Source organism: Streptomyces sp. NPDC098101, from assembly GCF_044760185.1.
Taxonomy (GTDB): domain Bacteria; phylum Actinomycetota; class Actinomycetes; order Streptomycetales; family Streptomycetaceae; genus Streptomyces.
Map to the genome: position 1 here is coordinate 108,127 of NZ_JBIWAS010000010.1, position 18,971 is coordinate 127,097.

Here is an 18,971-nt window from a genome sequence, read left to right on the forward strand (position 1 = left end):
AAGTGCATGTCAGGAACGTCTAGCATGACTGCCATGCAATTGGATTTGAATCTGCTCGCCGCCCTCGACGCGCTCCTGGAGGAGGGGAGTGTGGCCGGGGCCGCCGAGCGGCTGCACGTCACCGCTCCCGCGATGAGCCGGAGCCTCGGCCGGATCCGGCGTGCGACGGGGGATCAGATCCTGGTGCGGACCGGGCGCACGATGACCCCGACGCCGTACGCCGTCGCCGTCCGGGCGCAGGTGCACGAGCTGCACCAGCAGGTCCGGGGCGTTCTGGCACCGAGCCGTGAACTCGATCTCGCGACACTCGAGCGCACTTTCACGCTCCGCTGGCACGAGGGACTCGTCGCCCTCGGCGGCCCCGCCCTCCTCGCGGCCGTCCGCGAGCAGGCGCCGGGCGTGCGGCTGCGGTTCGTCGCGGAATCGAGCGGTGACACCCCCGGGTTGCGTCGCGGAGAGATCGACCTGGAGGCGAACGCGAACCGTCCGGCCGCGCCCGGGATCCGCTCCGAGCGGGTGGCGGAAACGCGGCATGTCATCGTCGTACGCAAGGGACATCCGCTCGCTCTGGCCGAGACCGTTACCGCCGCGCGGTATGCCAGGGCCGAGCACGTCGCCGTCTCGCGGCGCGGAAATCTCGGCAGCGCCCTCGACGACGCCCTGGCGGGGCTGGGTCTCACCCGCCGGGTCGTGGCGACCGTGCCGACGGAAGCGACGGCCTTCGAGTTCGTGCGCGGCTCCGACCTCCTCGTCACCGCCCCCGTTTCGACGTCACGTGCGACGGCCGGTGCGCTCGGTCTGACCCTGCTTCCGCTGCCCCTCGAACTGCTTCCGGCTTCCGTGTACGTGTCGTGGCATCAGCGCTACGACACCGACCCCGCGCACACCTGGCTGCGCGGCCTGGCCCGGACCGCCTTGGAGTCCTCGGCGTGACCCGGGGCCTTCGCGGTAAGTGGGGAGCCCTGGCCATCTCCACAGCGCCTGTGCGTCCCAAAAGGGCTCGCCGACAGAGCAATTGCCCCGTATCTCTTCAGCCGGCCGTGAGCACTGTCCTGCCCCAGAGACGCCCCCCGGCGGCCCGTTCGTGCGCCACAGGGGCCTGCGCGGGCCCGCTCGGTCGATGGGCGGGGTGCTCCGGGACATCACCGGCTGGGCGAGCGGGTGGATCGATAGCGGTGGCGCCCTGTTCGCCGGGGTCGGCTCCTGGGGGCCGGGTGGGCGTGCCGTGGACGACCGCGCCCCGAGGCCCCGGCCCGCCGGAGCTGGGAGAGCGACGTGCCCTGACCGGCCGGCTCTCGGGTTGCCAGACGGCTCGCACCACCGCCCGGTGGCGCGAGTCGTCCGACATGTTCCGGATCCTCCGCGACCTATGGAATGGGCGTCTGAGGTTGGTGAGTCCGCCAAGGCCGCGCGGCTAGCTCTCCACCGGGGCTAGGTGCGGGCCGTCGCGTCGGCTGGCGGGCAATCCCGTGCCTGTCCTCAAGGGGCGGCTTCCGTGCCCAGGACCGTCACCCTGGTCCTGCTGCTCCTGTTCATCACCGGCTTCGCCGTGCCGACGGCGTCCGTGTGCCCGGTCCGGCGCCGTCCCCGCCCCGTTGTCCCGCTGGGGCTCTCCGCCATGTTCGGGGCGCTGTTCATGGCCGCTGTGGCCGCCGAGCTGAAGCTCTGGCCCGCACAGGCGCTGCGTTTTTGTTCGGCCCCGGGCCGTGTCTGGTTGTTTGGGTGGTAGTTGTGTCGGAGTGCCCGGTTTCTGCTGCCGTCATAGCCGCGTGTCGGTACCGTTACCGTCGCTGTCGTAGGCCGCGCTGCCTGTGACGTGGGGCGGGTGCCTGTCGGTGTCGGCGGGGCTGGTGAGGAGCCGGTGGTGCCGGTGCCGGTCCGGCGGTCAGGGGTACTACCGGGTCTGGGCCGGTCTCCGTCGGCTGGGTGGCCCGTACGGCGGCCCGTTCCGGATCCTTGCCCGGGCCGTTCTTCGCACTCTTGCGCCTCGGGTTGGCCGCGATCTGCCCGATGGGCATCATCGCCTGGCTGGCGCCCGCCGGTCCGGGCGCGAACAGCCCTGTCCCGGCCCGCTGCTGTTCTCCGCCCCTGCGCGCACCCCCACCGGCCGTGCCGGACAGCCGTTTCCCGGGGCGGACGCAAGCAACCGCGGGCGGGACGGCAAGGCCGGCCGAGGCTCTTGGCGGCGGTCTGAACCCCCGGGAAACGCCGGCCGGGACCTCCGTGCCGCACACCGGCTCCTTCGTTGCGGATCTCCTGCGGTTGGAGTGGCGGTCGCGGGCCCCGTCGTTGCCGTTCTCGACCGCGCGTAAACGACACTCCACACCTGTGTACCATCTCGCTAGTACATTGAGACACTGTGTGGTGGAGGTTGCCCGTGTTCGCATTCCGAATGCTCGACCGGTCGGGAGTGCCGGCCTATCTGCAACTGGTCGATCAGGTGCGCCGCGGCCTTCTGCTGGGTCACCTCCGGGAAGGCGATCAGCTGCCTGCGGTGCGGGCGGTGGCTGCCGGGCTGGTGGTCAATCCGAACACTGTGGCCAAGGCGTACCGCGAGCTGGAGCACGCGGGGCTGGCCGTGGCGCGCGCGGGGCAGGGCACGTTCGTGACCGGGAGTATCGAGCAGGTGCCCGCCGCGGCTTACGCCCGGCTGTCGGGCAGGCTGCGGCAGTGGCTGGCCGACGCGCGCGGGGCGGGCCTGGCGCCGGAGCAGGTGCGCGCGATGGTCGAGGCGGTCATGGACGACGAGCGGCGCAGGGAGACGGCATGAGTTCCGACGTCGCTGTCCGGATCGATCGCGTGGGCAAGCGCTACCGCCGGCACTGGGCGCTGCGTGACTGCACGCTCTCCCTGCCCGCGGGCCGGGTCATCGCCCTCGTCGGCGCCAACGGCGCGGGCAAGACGACTCTCCTGCACCTGGCCATAGGCTTGGTGCCGCCCACCGAGGGCACCGTCTCCCTGCTGGGCACGCCCCTGCGGCCGGGCCGTCCGCAGACCCTGTCCCAGGTCGGGTTCGTCGCCCAGGACCACCCCCTCTACCGGGGGTTCACCGTCGCCGAAATGCTGCGCTACGGCCGCCGGACGAACGCCCGCTTCGACCGGGCGGGCGCGGAGCGCCGGCTGCGCGACCTCGGCATCCCGCTCGAGCGCAGGACCGGCCGTCTCTCCGGCGGCCAGCAGGCCCAGGTCGCCCTCACCCTCGCCCTGGCCAAACAGCCCCGCCTGCTCGTCCTGGACGAACCCGTCGCCAGCCTCGACCCGCTGGCCCGCCGCGAATTCATGAAGACCCTCATCGCCGCGGTCGCCGAGACGGACGTCACCGTCCTGCTCTCCTCCCACGTGGTCACCGAACTCGAACGGGTCTGCGACTACCTGGTCCTGCTGCGCGACGGGCGGGTACGCCTCGCCGGTGACATCGACGACCTGCTCGCCGGACACCGGGTTCTGTCCGGTCCCCGTGTCGGCGATGCCGCATTCGACGGTCTGGTCACCGCCACGCACGGCGACCGCAACAGCCACCTCCTGGTGCGCCGGCCGGCCACCGCGCCCACCCACCCCCGATGGGAAGCCCACCCCGTGAACCTGGAAGACCTCGTCCTCGCCTACCTCGAAGGGCAGGACTGAGCAGTGATCTGGGTAACCTGGCGCCAGCACCGCGCCGTCCTGCTGACGTGCGCCTTCCTGCTGGCCGCCGTCGCCGTTCCCACCCTCGTCAGCGGCCTCGCCATGCACGAGCAGTACCGTGCCGACGGCATCGCCGCCTGTGTCACCGATCCCCGCGCCCGCGCGGGATGCGCGCAGCTGGTCGAACAGTTCGCCGCCCAGTACGGCGAGTGGGGAAACCGGATGGTGTGGGTGGCCTTCCTGCCCGCTCTCATAGGCGCCTTCGTCGGCGCGCCCCTGCTGGCCAGGGAGTTCGAGAACGGCACGTGGCGGTTCGCCTTCACCCAGGGCGTCTCCCGCACCCGGTGGCTCCTGACCCAGCTGACCCTGGTCGGTACCGCGGCAGCCGTCCTGGCGCTGGCCTGCTCCCTTCTGTTCACCTGGTGGCGCCAGCCCCTGGACGCGATGGGCAGCCGGATGCGGACCGCGGCGTTCACCGTCTCGCCGGCCCTGGTGGCGCTCACCCTGTTCGCCCTGGCCCTCGGTGTGTTCGCCGGAGTCCTCCTGCGGCGGACCGTGATCGCCGTGGGCCTCACCCTCGCCACCTACCTCACGGTCCGCATCACACTGGAGGAGACGCTCCGGCCCCACTACCTGAGCCCCCTGGTCCGCACGGACGCCCCCGGTGTGCGGAAGACGTCCGACGTGCTTCCCCCGGCGGACTGGATCGTCGACGAAGGGCTGATCAACAGCGCCGGCCACAGGATCTCGGACGGCGAGAAGAGGGACATCCTCAAGCAGGTCTACGACGGCGACACCGTCCGCGAGGGCGGCGCCGCCCTCGAACGCTACCTGACCGAACACGGCCTGCGGCACTACACCGAATACCACCCTGCAGACCGCTACACGGCCATGCTCGGCATCGAGACCGCCCTCTACCTCGCCCTGGCCCTGGCCCTCTTCGCCGCCGCCGCCCACCTGGTGCGCCGCCGCACCTCCTGACACCCGCCCCGGCGACCGCACCAACCAGCGGTTCCCCCTCGCCCGCCCCCGGTGCCCTGCGCCGCGCCGCAGGACACAGGCACGTTCCAAGGCCGAGGAAGGGACGTGGCCTGTTCCGCCGCCGGACCCGACCCGGCAAACCGTTCGCGGAGGGGGACAAGCCGGAGACGATCCCGGGGGCTGCGGTGACCGGCGCCGGGCAGGACGAGACGGTAACGGTGGGGGTGTCATACGTTCCCGGGCACTCGGCTCCGGCGTGTACGTCTTCACCCTGAAGACGGGCCGGAGAGCGAGCGGGAAGGAACACCACCGTGAAGACCACCGAGGAAGGCCTCTACGTCCACAACGGGTTCGCCTACGGAGTGCTCGCGGACGCGGCGCTGCGCCGTTTCGCCGAAACCGGCCGACGGCTCGACCTGCTCCAGGAGGAGGCGGACACGATGACGGACGCACAGCTCTTCTGCCGGACCTACCGCGCCCTGAAGCACTACACCCAGGGGGAGGTGAATGCCACCCAGGTCGCACACCCCGTCGGACAGGTACGCCGTGGGGTCCGGCTGGAGTGGAGCGTCCCGGAGAGACTCACCTGCGCCTGACCCTTCGCCAAAACGGCCGGGCCCCTTGAACCGAACAGGCCGAGGGGCCCATGGCCCCGTACCTCACCCTCCTGGCGCGCGGACGGTCCTCGGCCACCGCTCTTCGGATGCCGGTGGCGGCTGGGCGGCTGGGAGGCTGGACGGTATGAACGGTGACGAGCAGCTGCTGCGCGGCCGGGTCTACGGCCACGACCACGACGACCCCGACCCCGCACCGAAGCCGGGCCGGGCCTACGCCGAACTCGTCGGCGACCCGCTGGACGGCCTCCTGCTGGACATCCACGAGCGACGGGCCGAGGAGGTCGACGACGGCGTCGCCCTGATCACTGGGCTCGGCCGGTGGCCCGGCGGCCATGTCCTGTACGACCCGCGCCCCGGCGAGCCCCGCCAACCCGGCCCAGGTGCCGCCTGCCGCTTCCACTGCACCGGCGACATCCCCTGAACCACGCCTCTCTCCCTGCTCGTCGGCCGGAAGCTGACGAGCAGGGGGCACGGCGTCGAAGCGTCCGGCGGCATCGGCCCACGGGGCCTTGCGTGCTGCGGCAGGATGAGGGTCGTGAACACCGCCGCCGGCGTGCCGAAGGCCGGGACGCTCCTGTGGGCCCTGAGGCCGGGAAGCCGCGCGGTCGTCCGCGTGACAGAGGCCGGTGCCGACGGCGCAGGTGGACCCCAGCGGGCTAGCCAAGGCGGTCGTGCGGACCTTCGACACCCAGGGACATTCCGCCTGCTTGTGGCATCCCGTGGCCCTTATCCGAGCCTGGGGTTTTGGCCGGTCATACTGGTGTGCCGTAGCGCGTAGGGGGAGTGGTCTTCTCGTGGGGGACATGGAGGCGGGGCCGGGTCTGCCGGAGCGCATCGGAAGCTACGTCGTCGAGCGGGAGCTCGGTGCGGGTGGGATGGGGACGGTGTATCTGGCGCGGTCGCGGGGTGGGCGGCCGGTGGCTGTCAAGGTTGCCCGGCCCGAGTTGGCCGCTGATCCGCACTTCCGGGAGCGGTTTCGGGCGGAGGTGGCCGCGGCGCGGAAGGTGGGTGGGTTCCACACGGCTTCGGTGGTGGACGCGGATCCGGAGGCGCCGGCGCCCTGGCTCGCGACCGCGTACGTTCCCGGGCCCACTCTGAGCGGGCTGCTCGCGGAGCACGGGCCGATGGACGAGGACCGGCTGCGGATGCTGGGGGCGGCTCTGGCGGAGGCGCTGCAGGCTATCCACGCCTGCGGGCTCGTTCACCGTGACCTCAAGCCGGGCAACATCATCATGGCCGGGGACGGGCCCCGTGTCCTGGACTTCGGGATCGCGCGGGCCGTCGAGTCCACCCGGCTGACCTCCACCGGGTCCGCCTTCGGCACCCCGGGGTTCCTCGCGCCCGAGCAGGCGCAGGGGGCCGGGGTCGACGGCGCGGCGGACGTGTTCGCGCTCGGTGCCGTCCTGGTGGCGGCGGCGGGCGGCAGCGGGTTCGGCGCCGGTACGCCGATGGCGCTGATGTACCGCTCGGTGCACGAGCCCGCGGACTTCTCGGCGGTGCCGCGGGGGCTGCGGCCCGTGGTGGCCGCCTGCCTGGCCAAGGACCCCGCCGACCGGCCCACCCCGGCCAAGCTCCTGGACCTGTTCGTGCCGGGCTCGGCCCCGTACACGCCCACCGTGGTCGTCCCGGCGGAGACGGCCGGAGCGGTGGGCGGCCGTCCCGTGCCCGACCGATCCGTATCCGATCAATCCGTATCCGACCGGCCCCACCCGGCCCCGCCTCGCAAGCGCGTCCTTTCCGCCGTCCTCGTCGCCGCGGCCGTGATCGCCGTCCTGGCCGGCGGCCTGTTCGTGGCCAAACCGTGGGAAGGCGGCAGCAATAGCCGCGAGAATGTCGGTAGCTCCGGGAAGGACGGTGTCACCGTGCCCAAGGCCCTCCACGGCAAATGGGAGGGAAAGTTCCCGGGGCAGGGCACGAAGTTCGAGAAGTACGCGATGGTGGAGCTCGGCGCCGAGGAAAGTGACGGCGACGCCATGGTGTCCGTCATGGGCACCAAGCTGCTCTGTGTCACACGAGCCGGTATCAAGTCGGCGGAGCATGACGCGGACTCCGGCAAGCAGACCGTCAGGCTCGGCACGGGGGAGATCGAGACCGGAATGCCGCTCATCGATTTCGGTCTCTGCCGGGACCGGCCCGGTGGCAGCGTCAGTTACGACCCCGCGAACACCAGCCAACTCGTATGGACGGTCGGCGGGCAGGTGATCAAGCTCACGAGGCAGGAGAACATCTCGACCGACCAGTACGGCCCGTTCCCCTGGTACGCCGACAGCGGCGAACAGCAGAGAGGCACCCTGGAGGTAGTCGCTCTGCATAGCGAAACCCTGCACAACAACACCGTGAGCATTACGGACGACAGGGGTTCTGAATTCTCCTGCAGCTACGAAGCGAAGCTATTCACCGCGATGGATGGCCGCCTTCTCACCACCCCGGCGGGACCCGCCAACAACGGCGCTGTGCCTGAACCGGACTGCCCCGATAGCCTCGCCCCGATCTGGCTGCAGCCTGTGGACGGCGAAACTCTCAGGTATGGCTCCCTTGACGGGTCTATGTCCGGCATTCTCAGGGACAGCCCCTGACCGAACGGCGATGACTATCGTGGTGTCGCGGTGGCCGAGCTCCCGGTCGCAGGGACATCACGGCTCCTGGGGGTCGTGTGCTCCACCGACCAGTCGATCCGGCTGGTCGACCTGGAGACCGGGGAGGCGGTCGGGACGCCGTTCGGTGGAATCGTGGAGTCGATGGGCACCCGGTGCGAGTGGACCGCCGTGACGGCCGGGTCGCTGGCCGGCCGCAAGGTCGTCGTGGGCGCCGCCACGGGCCACTACCGCAGGCACCGGTACAACACCCTCTACGTCTACGCCGCCGAGGACTGGAGCGACACCGCGGCGAGAAAAACGCTCTCCGAGCCCTTGTTCGGCCCCTTCAGCGCGCACAGGGGGCCCGTGCCGTGCGTTGTGCTCGGGACCGTGGAGGGCCGGGACATCCTGGTCACCGGCAGTTTCGACGGCCACGTACGGGTGTGGGACGGCCACACCTTCGAGCGGGCGACCGAGCCCCTGGAGACCGGCTCGGCGCCGGTCCTCGACCTCTGGCTCGGGCGGCTCCTGGACCGTGACGTCGTCCTCGCGGTGTGCGGGGACGGAACCCTCCGCCGCTGGGACGCCCGGACCTTCGAGAGCCTCGGCGAGCCGGTGGCCGCCCACGACGGCGAGGCCAGAGGCGTGAGCGTGGCCGACGGCGCGGACGGGCCCGTGGTGGTGACGACCGGCCTCGACGGCCTCGTCCGCACCTGGGACCCCGCCACCTGGAGCGCGTACGGCCCCGGCCACCCCCTCCTCCACCCCGGCACGGCACTGGACTGCGCCGGTCCGACCGCGCTGGTGGCCTCGGGCGTCACCCTGGTCCGGCTCGACCTGGACGCCCCACCGGCCCCGTGACCGAGCCTCCCTCCGGTGCCGGGCAGCCACCCCAAGGCCTGGGACGAACTCCTGACCGTGCTGAGGGTGAGCGACGCCCCCCCCGTGAGGCGGGCAGGACGATCGGCCGACCGCCGAGACCACCGTCTCCGACAGGCCGTGACCTCTCAAGCCCCTCTCCGAACTCCACTGCAGCGACACCGCCTTCACCCCCGCGGGGACGGACCTCGCACGGGACCGGCCCTCCGAGACCACCGACCCTGGCAGACCACCCGCTGCTCTGTGCGCTCGCGGTAGAAGCGATGAGGGGAGGCAGAGCCGTCGGCGGGGGTGGAACTGCAGGCCAGGAAGCTGCTTCCTGTCTGTGCGGGGTTGCTCGCCGTCCCGCGCGCAGTACACGTTGTGCGCTTCTCCGGAAGCGGTCTTGCAGAAGGGGAGGCCCAGGCGTACGAGGCACTCCCGCCTCGAACAACCCTTGAAATCCAAGGATTGTCAAGCATTGCTGGGATTACCTGGGTTGGCTAGCCTGACGCCATGACAGAAACCGCGACCATCGACCGTTGCTACTGCGGATGCGGCAAGGAGATCGGCTACGGCCGCACCTTCGCCGCCGGCCACGACAAGATCGCCGAAGCCGCCTACCTTGCCGTCCACCACAACGGATCCGTCGCCGAACTCCTCAAGGAGAAGGGCTACGGACCCGACAACTCCATCACCGACGCAGCCGTCGAGGCCGGCGCCTGGAAGAAGTGCGACCACTGCGACTACAAGGGTGCCCCCGGCAGCATCCGCAATCACATGGCCAAGGTGCAGAAGGCCGAGAACACCCAGCGGGAGTCACTGGAGAAGTCCCTCCGCGCACTCGGCGGCACCTGGGACCCGAGCCGCGGCATGCAGACCCTGCGGGACGCCGGGTACCACCCCTCCGAGAAGTACATCCGGGAGGTGTACCGGCGGCTGGCGGACAGTGGCCTGTTGGAGAAGGTCGACGAGCACCGGGCCATCTACTTCGTCACCGAGGGCTGAGAAGTTCCACGACGAACTTCCCGATGCACCGGCCATCGCCGACGACAACCGCCTGCTGAACGGCCCGCACTCCGTCCACTGTCACATCCACGAGAGCCGGCACTGCTCATGTGACGGGAAGCACCAGGGCGACCAGCCGGGCCCCGCGCTGTGCGAAGGCGGGCATCCACGAACCTGCTGCACGACTGCAACACCGCCGACCGCACCACCGAGAAGTGAGCACCCGCATGTCCATCACTGCCCGCAACCCCAGACGCACCCGCCTCCTCACCACCCTCGCCGGACTTGCCGTCACCCTCCTCGGCGGCATCCTCTGGCTCATCGGTGACGACAACAAAGCCACCGGCACCAACCGGGCCGACATGAACTCCGCATCCACGTGGGGCGACGTACTCGGCTTCGACAGCGACCAGGACGCCGCGCACGCGGCAGCCCGGGAACAGGTGGACACCGGGCAGACGCAGATGACCGCCGGTACAGTCCTGGCTGTCGTGGGGCTCGCCCTGGTCGGCACGCGCTGGATCATCCGTCCCGCCACCGAGAAGTGAGGAACACGACCGGTTCCGAAGGGGGCCGGGTCACAGCAACGTGATCCGGCTACCCGACCAAGACAGACAACGATCCATATCCAGAGCCCCTGGGCTCCGCTGATCCTACGAGTGACCAGCTCGAACCCACCAAGAAGGTAAGACGGACAACTCCTTCCGGAGGCGTTGAAGCCGGACGAGGGCAGAGGACATGCAGACCACACACCTCCGCCTGACCTGCCCTGCACACCGAACATCGAGGCGGGCGGCGGCCTGGTCGGGGCCGAGCGGGGTGTCCGCGACGACGAGCTCGGCCGGGTCCCCTCGCGCGCAGACCTCGGCAACCTGACCGGGGTGGTGCAGCGTGCTCTTCGGGTTGCCGGCCAGGTCGGCCAGCAGACCGCGGGTGACTAACCGCCGGACCACGAACGAGGTGACCGCCGCCCTCTCGCCCATCGTGTTCGGCGTGCCGAGCGCGGCGGCGATCCGGTCCGCCGTCTCCCCACCCGAGATCGGCGCCTGGTCCATCGCGGCCCGTACGGCGCCGGCGTCCAGCGCCTCGATGGCCGCCCGCGACCACCGCCCCGGGGAGACGTCGGAGGCCGGGACGAGCCCGACGTGCCGCGCCCACCGGAACGCCGTCACCGGCACCTTCAGCCGCTGGGCGCCCTGGGCCTCGTCGTACTCGGTCCGTCGTGCCATGGGAGTCACCTCTCGGCCGGTCACCATCAGCAATGAGGCAGACCATGAAATAACATAGCAGACATGTCAATACCCCCTTAAACTAGACAAGTTGAGCGCATTCGTTTAAGAGCGCGCCCGTGTACGAGAGGGGGAGGTTCACCCGTTCGGGCACCCTGGCGGACTCCTCGTCCTGCCCGGCGTGCCGCGCCCCTGGCGAGTCGCTTGCCCCGCCCTGCTTTCCCGCCGGCCGGAAGGCGGCTGCCGGGCTGAAATGCGTGGTGGTGACCGGGCGCGGGGCTCTAGCGTGGTCCGACTGGCGTATGCCGGTGAGGAACCTGGTGAACTTGGAGTACCGATGGCTCTGCCCGCACGGCTCACCGCCGCCCTGGGACGACACCCTGACGACCTGACCGAGGACGATCTGCGGCGCGCGGTCGACAACCAGATACCCGAGGGCGTCGACCTCGACTGGAAGAAGGACTTCTACCTGGGCAGCGACGCGGGCAAGAAGGAGCTCGCCAAGGACGTGTCGGCCATGGCCAACACCGTCGGCGGCCTGCTTGTCATCGGCATCGACGAGGGCAACAAGGGCCACGCCCACGCCCTGGCGCCCTTCGAGCCGGATCTCAATCGGGGCGAGGAATGGATCCGCTCGGTCCTCGCCAACTGCGTCCAGCCCGTCGTCCCGAACGTGGGCGTGCGCCCGTTGAAGTCCGCCGACGAGGGCAAGATCTACTGGATCATCACCGTGCCGCCGAGCACCCAGATGCCGCACGCCGTCGCGATGACGGGCAACGACTACCACTTCCGCGTCCACGTCCGGCACGGCACCACCACACGCACCCTCGCCGAATCCGAGATCGCCCAGCGCTACCGCGACCGCTTCCACGCCGCCACCACGGACACCGATCACCTGCACGACACCGCCACCGCCGGCGCCCGTCACCTCACCGCCTTCGTGACGAGCAAGGTCCCCGTCGGCGGTTCCCGAGCGTCTTCGTTCCCGCTCTGGATCAGCGTGACCGCCGTCCCCGCCGTGCGCGGCAATTACCCCCTGACTAACCGGACGGAGCGCGAAGCAGCCCTCCAGCGCTTCACGAACCTCGCCTACCAGGCGGTGACCACCAGGATGAAGCCGGACTACCACGCCCTGGTCGGCCGCCGGCAGGTCCGGTTCGAGGGATACCCCACCGGGCACCTCCACCAGGACGGTTCCACCTTCACCGCGCAACCCCTCAACGTTCAGAAGGACCCATACGACGAAGACGCTCCCAGAAAGCTCTACCAGCGCGGACTCGAACTCGATCTGGTGGCCCAAGTACAAGTAGCAGCCGCCTGGGCCGCAGAGACGGGTGGAGCAGGCGACATCATGCTCTCCGCAGCACTCCACTGCTTCGACGACGGTCTCACCTCGCTGCGCGTCGTCGCGTCCGAGGACGACTTCCAGCGCGGTCCGGGCAAGCCGATCCCCAGCACGCCCGCACGGACCACGGCCAACCTCCAGGCCCTCGTCGCGGACAAGCACGAAGCCGTCAGCACGGCGTACGCCCTCGCCGCTGACCTCCTCGCCGACATGAGCGTCCACCAGCCCTACGTCCTGACCCCCGAGGGCGACATCCAGACGGACCGGCTCAACAACGACTACCGCAGCCAGCTCACGGGCTGGTAGACAAGAAGGCCTCGGCGCCCGGGAGGTCGGCAGACAACGGAAAGGGCCTTCGAGACCGACTCGGAGGCCCTGCCCCGCGCCTTTCTGGTTCAAGGGGAGGGGGCCGGACCCGGGTGCGGACTCGGCTACAGGCCGGGCACCGGGGCGATCCCGGTGTGCCGCGCCTACCGGGACACCGTTACCGGCCCCGCCAGCCGCTTGACGGACCGGGCCTCACCCAAGAGCGCGCCCGTGTACGCGAGGAGGAAGTTCACCCGTCCGGGCACCCCGGCTCCCCGGCGAAGCGCCCCGTGCTGACCGGCGTTCTGGAAGGCTTCGGCCATGAGCGAGGGCGTCGACGAGGACCTGGCCGTGAAGCCGCACGCAGTCGCCCAGCGGCCCGGTGACCGGATGTTCCAGTGCGATGCGACGGCGGTGTGTACGATGCCGGACGGCACCCGCGCCTACGCCCTCCTCGACGGCGTCGGCGACACCCCGGCCGTCCGGGCCCGGACCCGCACTGCCGCCCGCCGTCTGGCCCGCGTGGCCGCCGGACACGGCGACGCGGCAGCCGGCCTGCGCACCGAGTATGAGCGCTACGCCGCCGACCCCGCCCGCCACACCACCGACCACGACCTGCCCGCCGCCGCGGCTGTCGTCGCCGTTCACGTCCCCGGCGGCCGGCTCTCCGTCGCCTGGTCGGGCGACGCCCGCGCCTACTTCCTCCTCGACGACTTCGGCGGGTCCCCGTGGCTGCTGAGCGAGGACTACAACGAGCGCCGCGCCTACGGCGGCCGCGGGGGCCGCAACCGGATCACTGCCTGCCTCGGCGGGACCCGCGACGACAAGGAGACCGAGCACTGGTGGGGTCACCCGGTGATCGAGTCCCTGTCCGGTCCTGCCCGCCCCGGGCTGCTGCTGCTCGCCTCCGACGGCGCCTACGAATCTCACGGGGACGACCCCCACGACCTGGCCGCCTACCTGAACGGCGATCCGCGCGACGCCGTCGAGCTCCTGGTCGACGACGCCGTACGACTCGCCCGCGCACAGCCGGCCCCGTACGCCGACAACGCCACCGCCCTACCGCCCGCATCACCTGACCGCCGCCAAGGGAGAACCGCCCATGGACACCCCGTCCACCCCCACCCCCACCCCCACGTCCGCCGCCGATATCCGCGACCAGCAGATCGCCGACCTGCGCGCCGCCCTCCAGCGCGCCGTCCCGCTCCTCGCCTTCGCCGCCGGACGCGAGGCGGACACCGACCCGCGCCAGTCGGAGCTGCTGTCCGCGGCCGCCGACGACCTGACGGACATCCTCGACCGCACCGCCCCCTGAACCGCGCCCTCCTCGAAGGCAGGCCTGCCGCCGGCACTCGTCCTGGAACACTGAGGGCAACTGTGCCGACGACCAGGAGGAGCGAGTAGATGACGGTCCTGCCTTCACCGGAGGAGATCGAGGCCGCCCGTACGCCCGCCGGCGGCTGGAAGCGCGACCAGCTCGCCGCCTGGGGCGTCTCCTGGCCCCCGCCCAAGGGCTGGAAGGACGAGCTCGCCAAGCGCTGGAGGGCCGACCGCCAGGACAGTGCACCACCTCCCTCGCCCCGTCCGACCCCGGCGCCGGACGGCTTCGCGCAGGACACACTCGACTTCGGCTGACCTGGTGGGCGGTTCACCGGCCGGATCGGATGGGCGGTTCCCGTACGGACGTGCCAGAGGGGAAATACCACACGGGCATCCGGATCTGCCGGAAAACGCGGATGCCCGGAAAAAAAGATCGCCCCGGTTGCCGGAATCGTCAACTCTGATCACACAACACCTATAAGGTTATCTCACGAACCTCGTTCAGCGGCTGACACCTGTCATGCCGCCCCTTGAGCGGAGATCCGGACATGTCCCGGGCCTCTGCCCGAGGGGTGCGTGTCCGCGCAGCCCGCGAACGAAAGGGGGCTACCCCATGGGTTCGACCGAGGATCCGGAGACACCCGAACATCCCTGGTGGAAGCGCCTCTACGACGCTGCGCGTCGTGGCGCCAACGCCTTGGACCCGTTCCTGCCGGCACTCGGCCTCGCAGCGGCCGTCGCGGCGCTGTGGAGGAAATGACCAGCCAGACCTGTTGCTACCAGGTCTGGCTGGCGTATTGGGGGCCTGTCAATTATTTGGTAGGCCCTTAATATGTTCAGGGCCATATATTGGCGGGCATAGTTGGCGATCTAATGATCGTCGGTGATCTATATTCGCCGGTACCACTCTAATGGTGGTGCGGCGCAGCGCACTCGATATTGCGCGTTTTGATCAGAATCACTAGTGAAGATTCATATCCGATAATATTACGTATCGGGCCAATGTGCCCCACGCCTGTGCTCCGGATCACCGTCCCGCGACAACGGAGCCGACCGGAGGCCTTCCGCCCGGACCGCACCGGTTCCCGCCCGCTCCCGGGCATAAGCTATTGCGTCACCCATATGGGCGACACCTGCGCCGCCCGACAGGTCCTCTTCCCGCTCGCCCCCACCGGCCACCGGGGGCGGAACGAGACGGTCTCCGCCCGGTCTGGTCGGCCAGGAGCAGCGAACGGCCGACGGGGCCGGGCAGGACCAATCCGCCCGGCCCCACCACCTACCCGAACGGGGGGCGTCACGCCCACTCGATGCCGAGTTCCCGCAGTGCGTTCCGCTGTTCCTGGTCGAGTTTGTCGCGCCGGGTCTTGGTGTTGGAGATCCACACGCCCAGTCGTACGGGTACCGCCTCCGCCTCTCCGTCGACCGCGACCTCGACGACCGCGCCACGCGGAACCGGACGGTCCGTACCTTCCCGCTCGACCCACTGCGCGAGGGCCGTGAGGCCGCGCTGGAACGCCTGCTGCGCCTTGCCCGGCCCCTTCGCCGTGCCGCCCGCTGCCGGGGCCGGCACTGGGGCGGGGGGTGCTGCCTGGATACCGAGCGCGGTCAGCCGTTCGCGCTGCTCGGGCATTAGCTGTGCCCAGGTGCCGGGTTCCTGCTGCTTCCACCTCCAGGTTCCGATGTCGTCGCCGTCGAAGACGACGCCGGGGGCGATGTGGGGCAGGTGGCCGTAGGCGTCGACGAGGTCGGCGAGGACGCGGTAGTGCCGCTGCCAGTTCAGCGGCCAGGGGCAGTTCCAGTCCGGCTCGATCTCCGCGAGCTGCTTCGCGCGTACGGCGGCCCGCTTCGGATCCTTGCCCAGGCCGTTCTTCGTGCCCTTGCGGCGGAGGTTGGCCATGTGCTGCCCGATGGGCACCATCGCCTCGCCTTCGCCCCACACCGCGTCCTGACGCGGCGCCAGGTGTCCGGTCGCCCGCCGGTAGGACCGCAGCGCGGCGAGCTTGTTCTCCCATGCTTCCTCGCCCGGCTCCCACACCATCCCGGCTTCCGGGGCGTCCAGCAGCGTCTTGCGCCGGTCCTCCAGCGCCCCGGCCCGCTGCGCCTTCCGCTGCTGATGTACCCATCGGCCAAGCGGAAACGACTTCGTCGCCCCGACCTCGACCTCGACGTCGTACGGAACGGCGTAGACGCCGGTGATCTCGTTCTCCGCCCGCCACCGCAGCAGGGCCTGGTAGCCCTCCAGCCACACCAGCGACTCCGGCCGGTACACCCGGGTCCGCAGGAACGCCGCGATGGTCGCCGCGTCCCGAGGGCTGGAGAAGTGCAGCAGGGCCGACTCGGCAGCGGTGTCGGTGCCCTCGTCGTGCTCCTGGTCCTCGCCGTCGCCCTCGCCGCCGGCCCCGACGATCCGCCCCTCCTCGTCCCGCTGCACGTGGACCTTGCGCTTGCCGCTGGTGAGGGCGCGGGAGGAGAGCTGCTCGACCAGGCGCTCGTCGTGGCTGCGCAGGCCCTGGAGCACGGCGACGAGTGGTTTGTAGCTGGCGGAGGCGACCATGTCGGTCGGGTCCTCGTTCGGCTCCAGGAACACCGGCACGATGATCCTGGCCACCTTGGTGGAGCCGTCCTTGTTGAGGCGGAGCGCCCGGCCGATGTTCTGGACGATCTCGACCTGGGAGCCGCGGGTGTCGGCGAAGCACACCGCCTCGACTCCCCGCTCGCCGGTGATGTCGACACCTTCCCCGAGCACGCGAACGCTGGCGAGGAAGGCACGGCGCACCCTGCGCCCGGCCGCGTTGATGCCGTTCGCGAACTGCCGCAGCGCCTCCCGCCGCTCGGACACGAGGTGGTCGCCGCACAGCCACGCCGACCAGACGCGGTCCGGGGGGACGTGGCGGCCGGCCTCCAGCTCGTAGAACTCCGCGTCGATCGACGAGGCCGGGAGCTTCCCGGTGGCCACCAGGTCGGCGTCCGAGGCGTCGTTGACGTACAGCTTGGCCGCGGTCTCGGGGAGCTTGTCCGCGAACGCGCAGGCCTCTTCGACCTTCTGGTGGAACGTCATGACCGTACGCAGGTTGTACGCCGCCGCGTGCTCCAGGAGCGCGGTCTGCAGCAGTGCCAGGCGCCGGCCTCGCCGCGCCTCCTCCGACTCCCCGAGGACGGGGGAGGGGTCGCGGATCTCCAGGACGTCGATCTCGAACCCGGCGAGGATTTCGCGCTCGATCGCCTCGCTCAGACCGAGCTCTGCGATCCACGCGCCGTAGGTTCCGTTCGGGTCGTCGGCCATGGTCGCCAGCTCCACCTCTTGGCCGTCCGCGCCCTTCTGCAGTCGGGGCGCGGCGATGATGCGCGGGGTCGCGGTGAGGTAGAGCCGGAAGTCGGCAGGGATCCGGGCGTTGTCGTGGATCGCCGCCCACGGCCGCCCGAGATCGCCGGCGGTTCCGTGTGCCTCGTCCACGATGGCGAGGTCGAAGCCGTCCATGCGCTGGCCGTAGAGCCGCTCCCCGCCCGCGAGCGCGGCTTCCAGCGGCCCGCGAACCTTTCGCTGCCCCTCGGGAGCGTCGATGTCCTCGCGGTCCACGAGAGAGGCATAAGTGGAGAACACAACCACCGGCCCGCGCCCGGCCCACAGGGCGAGCTGGATCGGGTTGGTGGTGGTCCGTACCCCGAGCGTGCCCAGGACCGGGTCGTTCTCCAGCGAGCACACCGCGACCATCGACGCCCGGTGGCCCACCAGACGCCATACCTGGGCGGTCTGCACGAGCAGGTCCAGGGTCGGGACGGTCACGAGGATCCGGCTGTCCGCGAACGACTCCAGAGCGCACGCGGCGGCCGTGATCGTCTTGCCCGACCCGGTCGCGGACACGATCGTGCCCCGCGCCCCCTGCGGCGGCACGGATGACCTTGCAGGAAAACCCACCCATGCACGGAAGGCCGATTTCTGATGGACCTGGTGTTCCCTGAGCGAGATGACGTGCATTTTCTGGTTCCCTTTTCCGGAGCGGACTTCAGGTTGCCGGGGCGTGAGGTTATTTCGACGGTGTGCCGAAGTCGTCGAGTCCCCTGAGCCCCCATGAGTCCAGTCCGGCGTAGATGGTGGCGGTCTGGCAACGCGGTGATTCCATGATTTCGGCTTCGCCGCGGTAGACGGCGACCAGCGAATCGCTGCCGCGCCACCAGGTGTCCGCAAGGCCAGTGACCTCTGGCACGACCTCGAATCCGTCCAGCTCCAGATCGTCCATAGCAGCGCTTGTCAGCACCGTGGTCGTGCGCGCATATCTACGGGCGTGATCCGCCAACGCCAAAGCCTCCACCCACCCCTCGACGCTCGCATGCAAGGGCACCCACTCCCCGGCCTCAAGCCCGAACTCCCCGTTCGGACCCACCACGAACGAATACGGAAGAGCCGTACGCTGCGCACCGGCGTCGAAGAGCCAGGCAGGGGCGGGCCCTTCGGGAACGCCCCCACGGAACGCCCGAGGGCCTCCGTCATAGTGAGGAGAAGGGGGAAGGGCCAGGCCACCCCAGACAGCCTCGAAGGCGACCACCCGATCGATCTGCCCTTCAGGGATCCCATGCTCCAGCCAAAATGCCCTGGACCGCTCGACATCACTGCGACCGGTCCAGTAGCCATGGCACCCAATAAAGTACTGTGCTCTACGGGTAAGTCCTCCAGGGATTCCCTCACTGATCGACATCTCCACCCCTACTCTCTTTTCTCCAACAGTACATGGTGCATCAGATCCGATACACCATGTACTGAAGAACCCGACACGGATGAGCACCCACCCCCACAGTCAGCCGGGCTCGCGTCAGCGAGTCCCAAGGGACTGAAGGCGCAGCCGGAAGGACCATTAAGGCGGGGGAGCGCAGCGGACCCGCCGGCCCCGGGCTGAAGCGAAGCGGAAACCCGGGGCCAGGGCGAAACCCAACAGCCCTGGAAGCACAGCGAACAGGGCGTCACCTTTGGTGCGCAGCACCGAAGGTGAGTGGCTCGCGTAGCGAGCCACCAGCGCCCCTCCGCGAAGCGGAGGGGCGCGAACCACCGCGCGCAGCGCGGTGGTTCGCTTTCCCATCGCGCGCAGCGCGATGGGGTACCCGCTCCGGGGGG

At 70.2% G+C, this 18,971-nt stretch carries 18 protein-coding genes; 15 read left to right on the forward strand and 3 right to left on the reverse strand.

The features are described 5' to 3' along the window. The first annotated feature begins 33 nt into the window (after positions 1–33). The 11 genes from ACIQVI_RS31665 to ACIQVI_RS31715 all read left to right on the forward strand — a co-directional run bounded on the left by ACIQVI_RS31665 (position 34) and on the right by ACIQVI_RS31715 (position 10,212). Positions 34–933, forward strand: a complete 900-nt coding sequence (locus ACIQVI_RS31665; protein WP_403602198.1) for a LysR family transcriptional regulator — start codon at positions 34–36, stop codon at positions 931–933. Positions 934–1,495: 562 nt separating this feature from the next. Next, a complete protein-coding gene (locus ACIQVI_RS31670; protein ID WP_403602201.1) occupies positions 1,496–1,729 on the forward strand; it encodes a hypothetical protein in 234 nt (77 codons plus the stop codon). A 648-nt stretch (positions 1,730–2,377) separates the two neighbouring features. After that, positions 2,378–2,770, forward strand: coding sequence for a GntR family transcriptional regulator (locus tag ACIQVI_RS31675; protein WP_403602204.1), 393 nt, complete (start codon positions 2,378–2,380; stop codon positions 2,768–2,770). Next, positions 2,767–3,624 carry an ABC transporter ATP-binding protein gene (locus ACIQVI_RS31680; RefSeq protein WP_403602207.1) on the forward strand — a complete coding sequence of 286 codons (858 nt, stop codon included), beginning with the start codon at positions 2,767–2,769 and terminating at the stop codon, positions 3,622–3,624. The genes ACIQVI_RS31675 and ACIQVI_RS31680 overlap by 4 nt, the downstream gene beginning before the upstream one ends. Positions 3,625–3,627: 3 nt before the next feature. Then, positions 3,628–4,605 (forward strand): ABC transporter permease, encoded by a 978-nt coding sequence (locus ACIQVI_RS31685; protein WP_403602211.1) that lies wholly within the window; start codon positions 3,628–3,630, stop codon positions 4,603–4,605. Between the two features lie 311 nt (positions 4,606–4,916). Continuing rightward, on the forward strand, positions 4,917–5,201 hold the full coding sequence (locus tag ACIQVI_RS31690; protein ID WP_403602214.1) for a hypothetical protein: 285 nt from the start codon (positions 4,917–4,919) through the stop codon (positions 5,199–5,201). A 145-nt stretch (positions 5,202–5,346) separates the two neighbouring features. Then, positions 5,347–5,643, forward strand: a complete 297-nt coding sequence (locus tag ACIQVI_RS31695; RefSeq protein ID WP_403602217.1) for a hypothetical protein — start codon at positions 5,347–5,349, stop codon at positions 5,641–5,643. 382 nt (positions 5,644–6,025) lie between these two features. Continuing rightward, positions 6,026–7,798 carry a serine/threonine-protein kinase gene (locus ACIQVI_RS31700; protein WP_403602257.1) on the forward strand — a complete coding sequence of 591 codons (1,773 nt, stop codon included), beginning with the start codon at positions 6,026–6,028 and terminating at the stop codon, positions 7,796–7,798. 30 nt (positions 7,799–7,828) lie between these two features. Then, positions 7,829–8,659 (forward strand): hypothetical protein, encoded by an 831-nt coding sequence (locus ACIQVI_RS31705; protein WP_403602220.1) that lies wholly within the window; start codon positions 7,829–7,831, stop codon positions 8,657–8,659. Positions 8,660–9,172: 513 nt separating this feature from the next. Beyond that, a complete protein-coding gene (locus ACIQVI_RS31710) occupies positions 9,173–9,664 on the forward strand; it encodes a hypothetical protein (protein WP_403602222.1) in 492 nt (163 codons plus the stop codon). Positions 9,665–9,891: 227 nt separating this feature from the next. Next, complete coding sequence (locus tag ACIQVI_RS31715) at positions 9,892–10,212, forward strand: hypothetical protein (RefSeq protein WP_403602225.1); 321 nt, start codon at positions 9,892–9,894, stop codon at positions 10,210–10,212. A 105-nt stretch (positions 10,213–10,317) separates the two neighbouring features. On the opposite strand, the gene ACIQVI_RS31720 is transcribed toward ACIQVI_RS31715, so the two are convergent. After that, on the reverse strand, positions 10,318–10,893 hold the full coding sequence (locus ACIQVI_RS31720) for a hypothetical protein (RefSeq protein ID WP_403602229.1): 576 nt from the start codon (positions 10,891–10,893) through the stop codon (positions 10,318–10,320). A 337-nt stretch (positions 10,894–11,230) separates the two neighbouring features. On the opposite strand from ACIQVI_RS31720, the gene ACIQVI_RS31725 reads away from it, so the two are divergent. The 4 genes from ACIQVI_RS31725 to ACIQVI_RS31740 all read left to right on the forward strand — a co-directional run bounded on the left by ACIQVI_RS31725 (position 11,231) and on the right by ACIQVI_RS31740 (position 14,624). Further along, positions 11,231–12,544, forward strand: a complete 1,314-nt coding sequence (locus tag ACIQVI_RS31725; RefSeq protein ID WP_403602232.1) for a helix-turn-helix domain-containing protein — start codon at positions 11,231–11,233, stop codon at positions 12,542–12,544. A 1,102-nt stretch (positions 12,545–13,646) separates the two neighbouring features. Continuing rightward, on the forward strand, positions 13,647–13,859 hold the full coding sequence (locus ACIQVI_RS31730; protein ID WP_403602235.1) for a hypothetical protein: 213 nt from the start codon (positions 13,647–13,649) through the stop codon (positions 13,857–13,859). Between the two features lie 89 nt (positions 13,860–13,948). After that, complete coding sequence (locus ACIQVI_RS31735; protein ID WP_403602238.1) at positions 13,949–14,179, forward strand: hypothetical protein; 231 nt, start codon at positions 13,949–13,951, stop codon at positions 14,177–14,179. 298 nt (positions 14,180–14,477) lie between these two features. Beyond that, positions 14,478–14,624: a hypothetical protein gene (locus ACIQVI_RS31740; RefSeq protein ID WP_403602241.1), complete on the forward strand. Its 147-nt coding sequence runs from the start codon at positions 14,478–14,480 to the stop codon at positions 14,622–14,624. Between the two features lie 534 nt (positions 14,625–15,158). Here the strand turns inward: ACIQVI_RS31740 and ACIQVI_RS31745 are convergent. Both ACIQVI_RS31745 and ACIQVI_RS31750 read right to left on the reverse strand, forming a co-directional pair. Continuing rightward, positions 15,159–17,840 (reverse strand): Helicase associated domain protein, encoded by a 2,682-nt coding sequence (locus tag ACIQVI_RS31745; protein ID WP_403602244.1) that lies wholly within the window; start codon positions 17,838–17,840, stop codon positions 15,159–15,161. A 49-nt stretch (positions 17,841–17,889) separates the two neighbouring features. Beyond that, positions 17,890–18,102 (reverse strand): hypothetical protein, encoded by a 213-nt coding sequence (locus ACIQVI_RS31750; protein ID WP_403602247.1) that lies wholly within the window; start codon positions 18,100–18,102, stop codon positions 17,890–17,892. Positions 18,103–18,971: the final 869 nt, after the last annotated feature.

Bases quoted from the DNA above. Each gene is read 5' to 3' on its own strand.
- ACIQVI_RS31680 (WP_403602207.1), top strand. From the start codon at position 2,767: ATGAGTTCCGACGTCGCTGTCCGGATCGATCGCGTGGGCAAGCGCTAC.
- ACIQVI_RS31735 (WP_403602238.1), top strand. From the start codon at position 13,949: ATGACGGTCCTGCCTTCACCGGAGGAGATCGAGGCCGCCCGTACGCCC.
- ACIQVI_RS31730 (WP_403602235.1), top strand. From the start codon at position 13,647: ATGGACACCCCGTCCACCCCCACCCCCACCCCCACGTCCGCCGCCGAT.
- ACIQVI_RS31715 (WP_403602225.1), top strand. From the start codon at position 9,892: ATGTCCATCACTGCCCGCAACCCCAGACGCACCCGCCTCCTCACCACC.
- ACIQVI_RS31725 (WP_403602232.1), top strand. From the start codon at position 11,231: ATGGCTCTGCCCGCACGGCTCACCGCCGCCCTGGGACGACACCCTGAC.
- ACIQVI_RS31665 (WP_403602198.1), top strand. From the start codon at position 34: ATGCAATTGGATTTGAATCTGCTCGCCGCCCTCGACGCGCTCCTGGAG.
- ACIQVI_RS31740 (WP_403602241.1), top strand. From the start codon at position 14,478: ATGGGTTCGACCGAGGATCCGGAGACACCCGAACATCCCTGGTGGAAG.
- ACIQVI_RS31695 (WP_403602217.1), top strand. From the start codon at position 5,347: ATGAACGGTGACGAGCAGCTGCTGCGCGGCCGGGTCTACGGCCACGAC.
- ACIQVI_RS31720 (WP_403602229.1), bottom strand. From the start codon at position 10,893: ATGGCACGACGGACCGAGTACGACGAGGCCCAGGGCGCCCAGCGGCTG.
- ACIQVI_RS31745 (WP_403602244.1), bottom strand. From the start codon at position 17,840: ATGCACGTCATCTCGCTCAGGGAACACCAGGTCCATCAGAAATCGGCC.
- ACIQVI_RS31700 (WP_403602257.1), top strand. From the start codon at position 6,026: ATGGAGGCGGGGCCGGGTCTGCCGGAGCGCATCGGAAGCTACGTCGTC.
- ACIQVI_RS31750 (WP_403602247.1), bottom strand. From the start codon at position 18,102: ATGGACGATCTGGAGCTGGACGGATTCGAGGTCGTGCCAGAGGTCACT.
- ACIQVI_RS31710 (WP_403602222.1), top strand. From the start codon at position 9,173: ATGACAGAAACCGCGACCATCGACCGTTGCTACTGCGGATGCGGCAAG.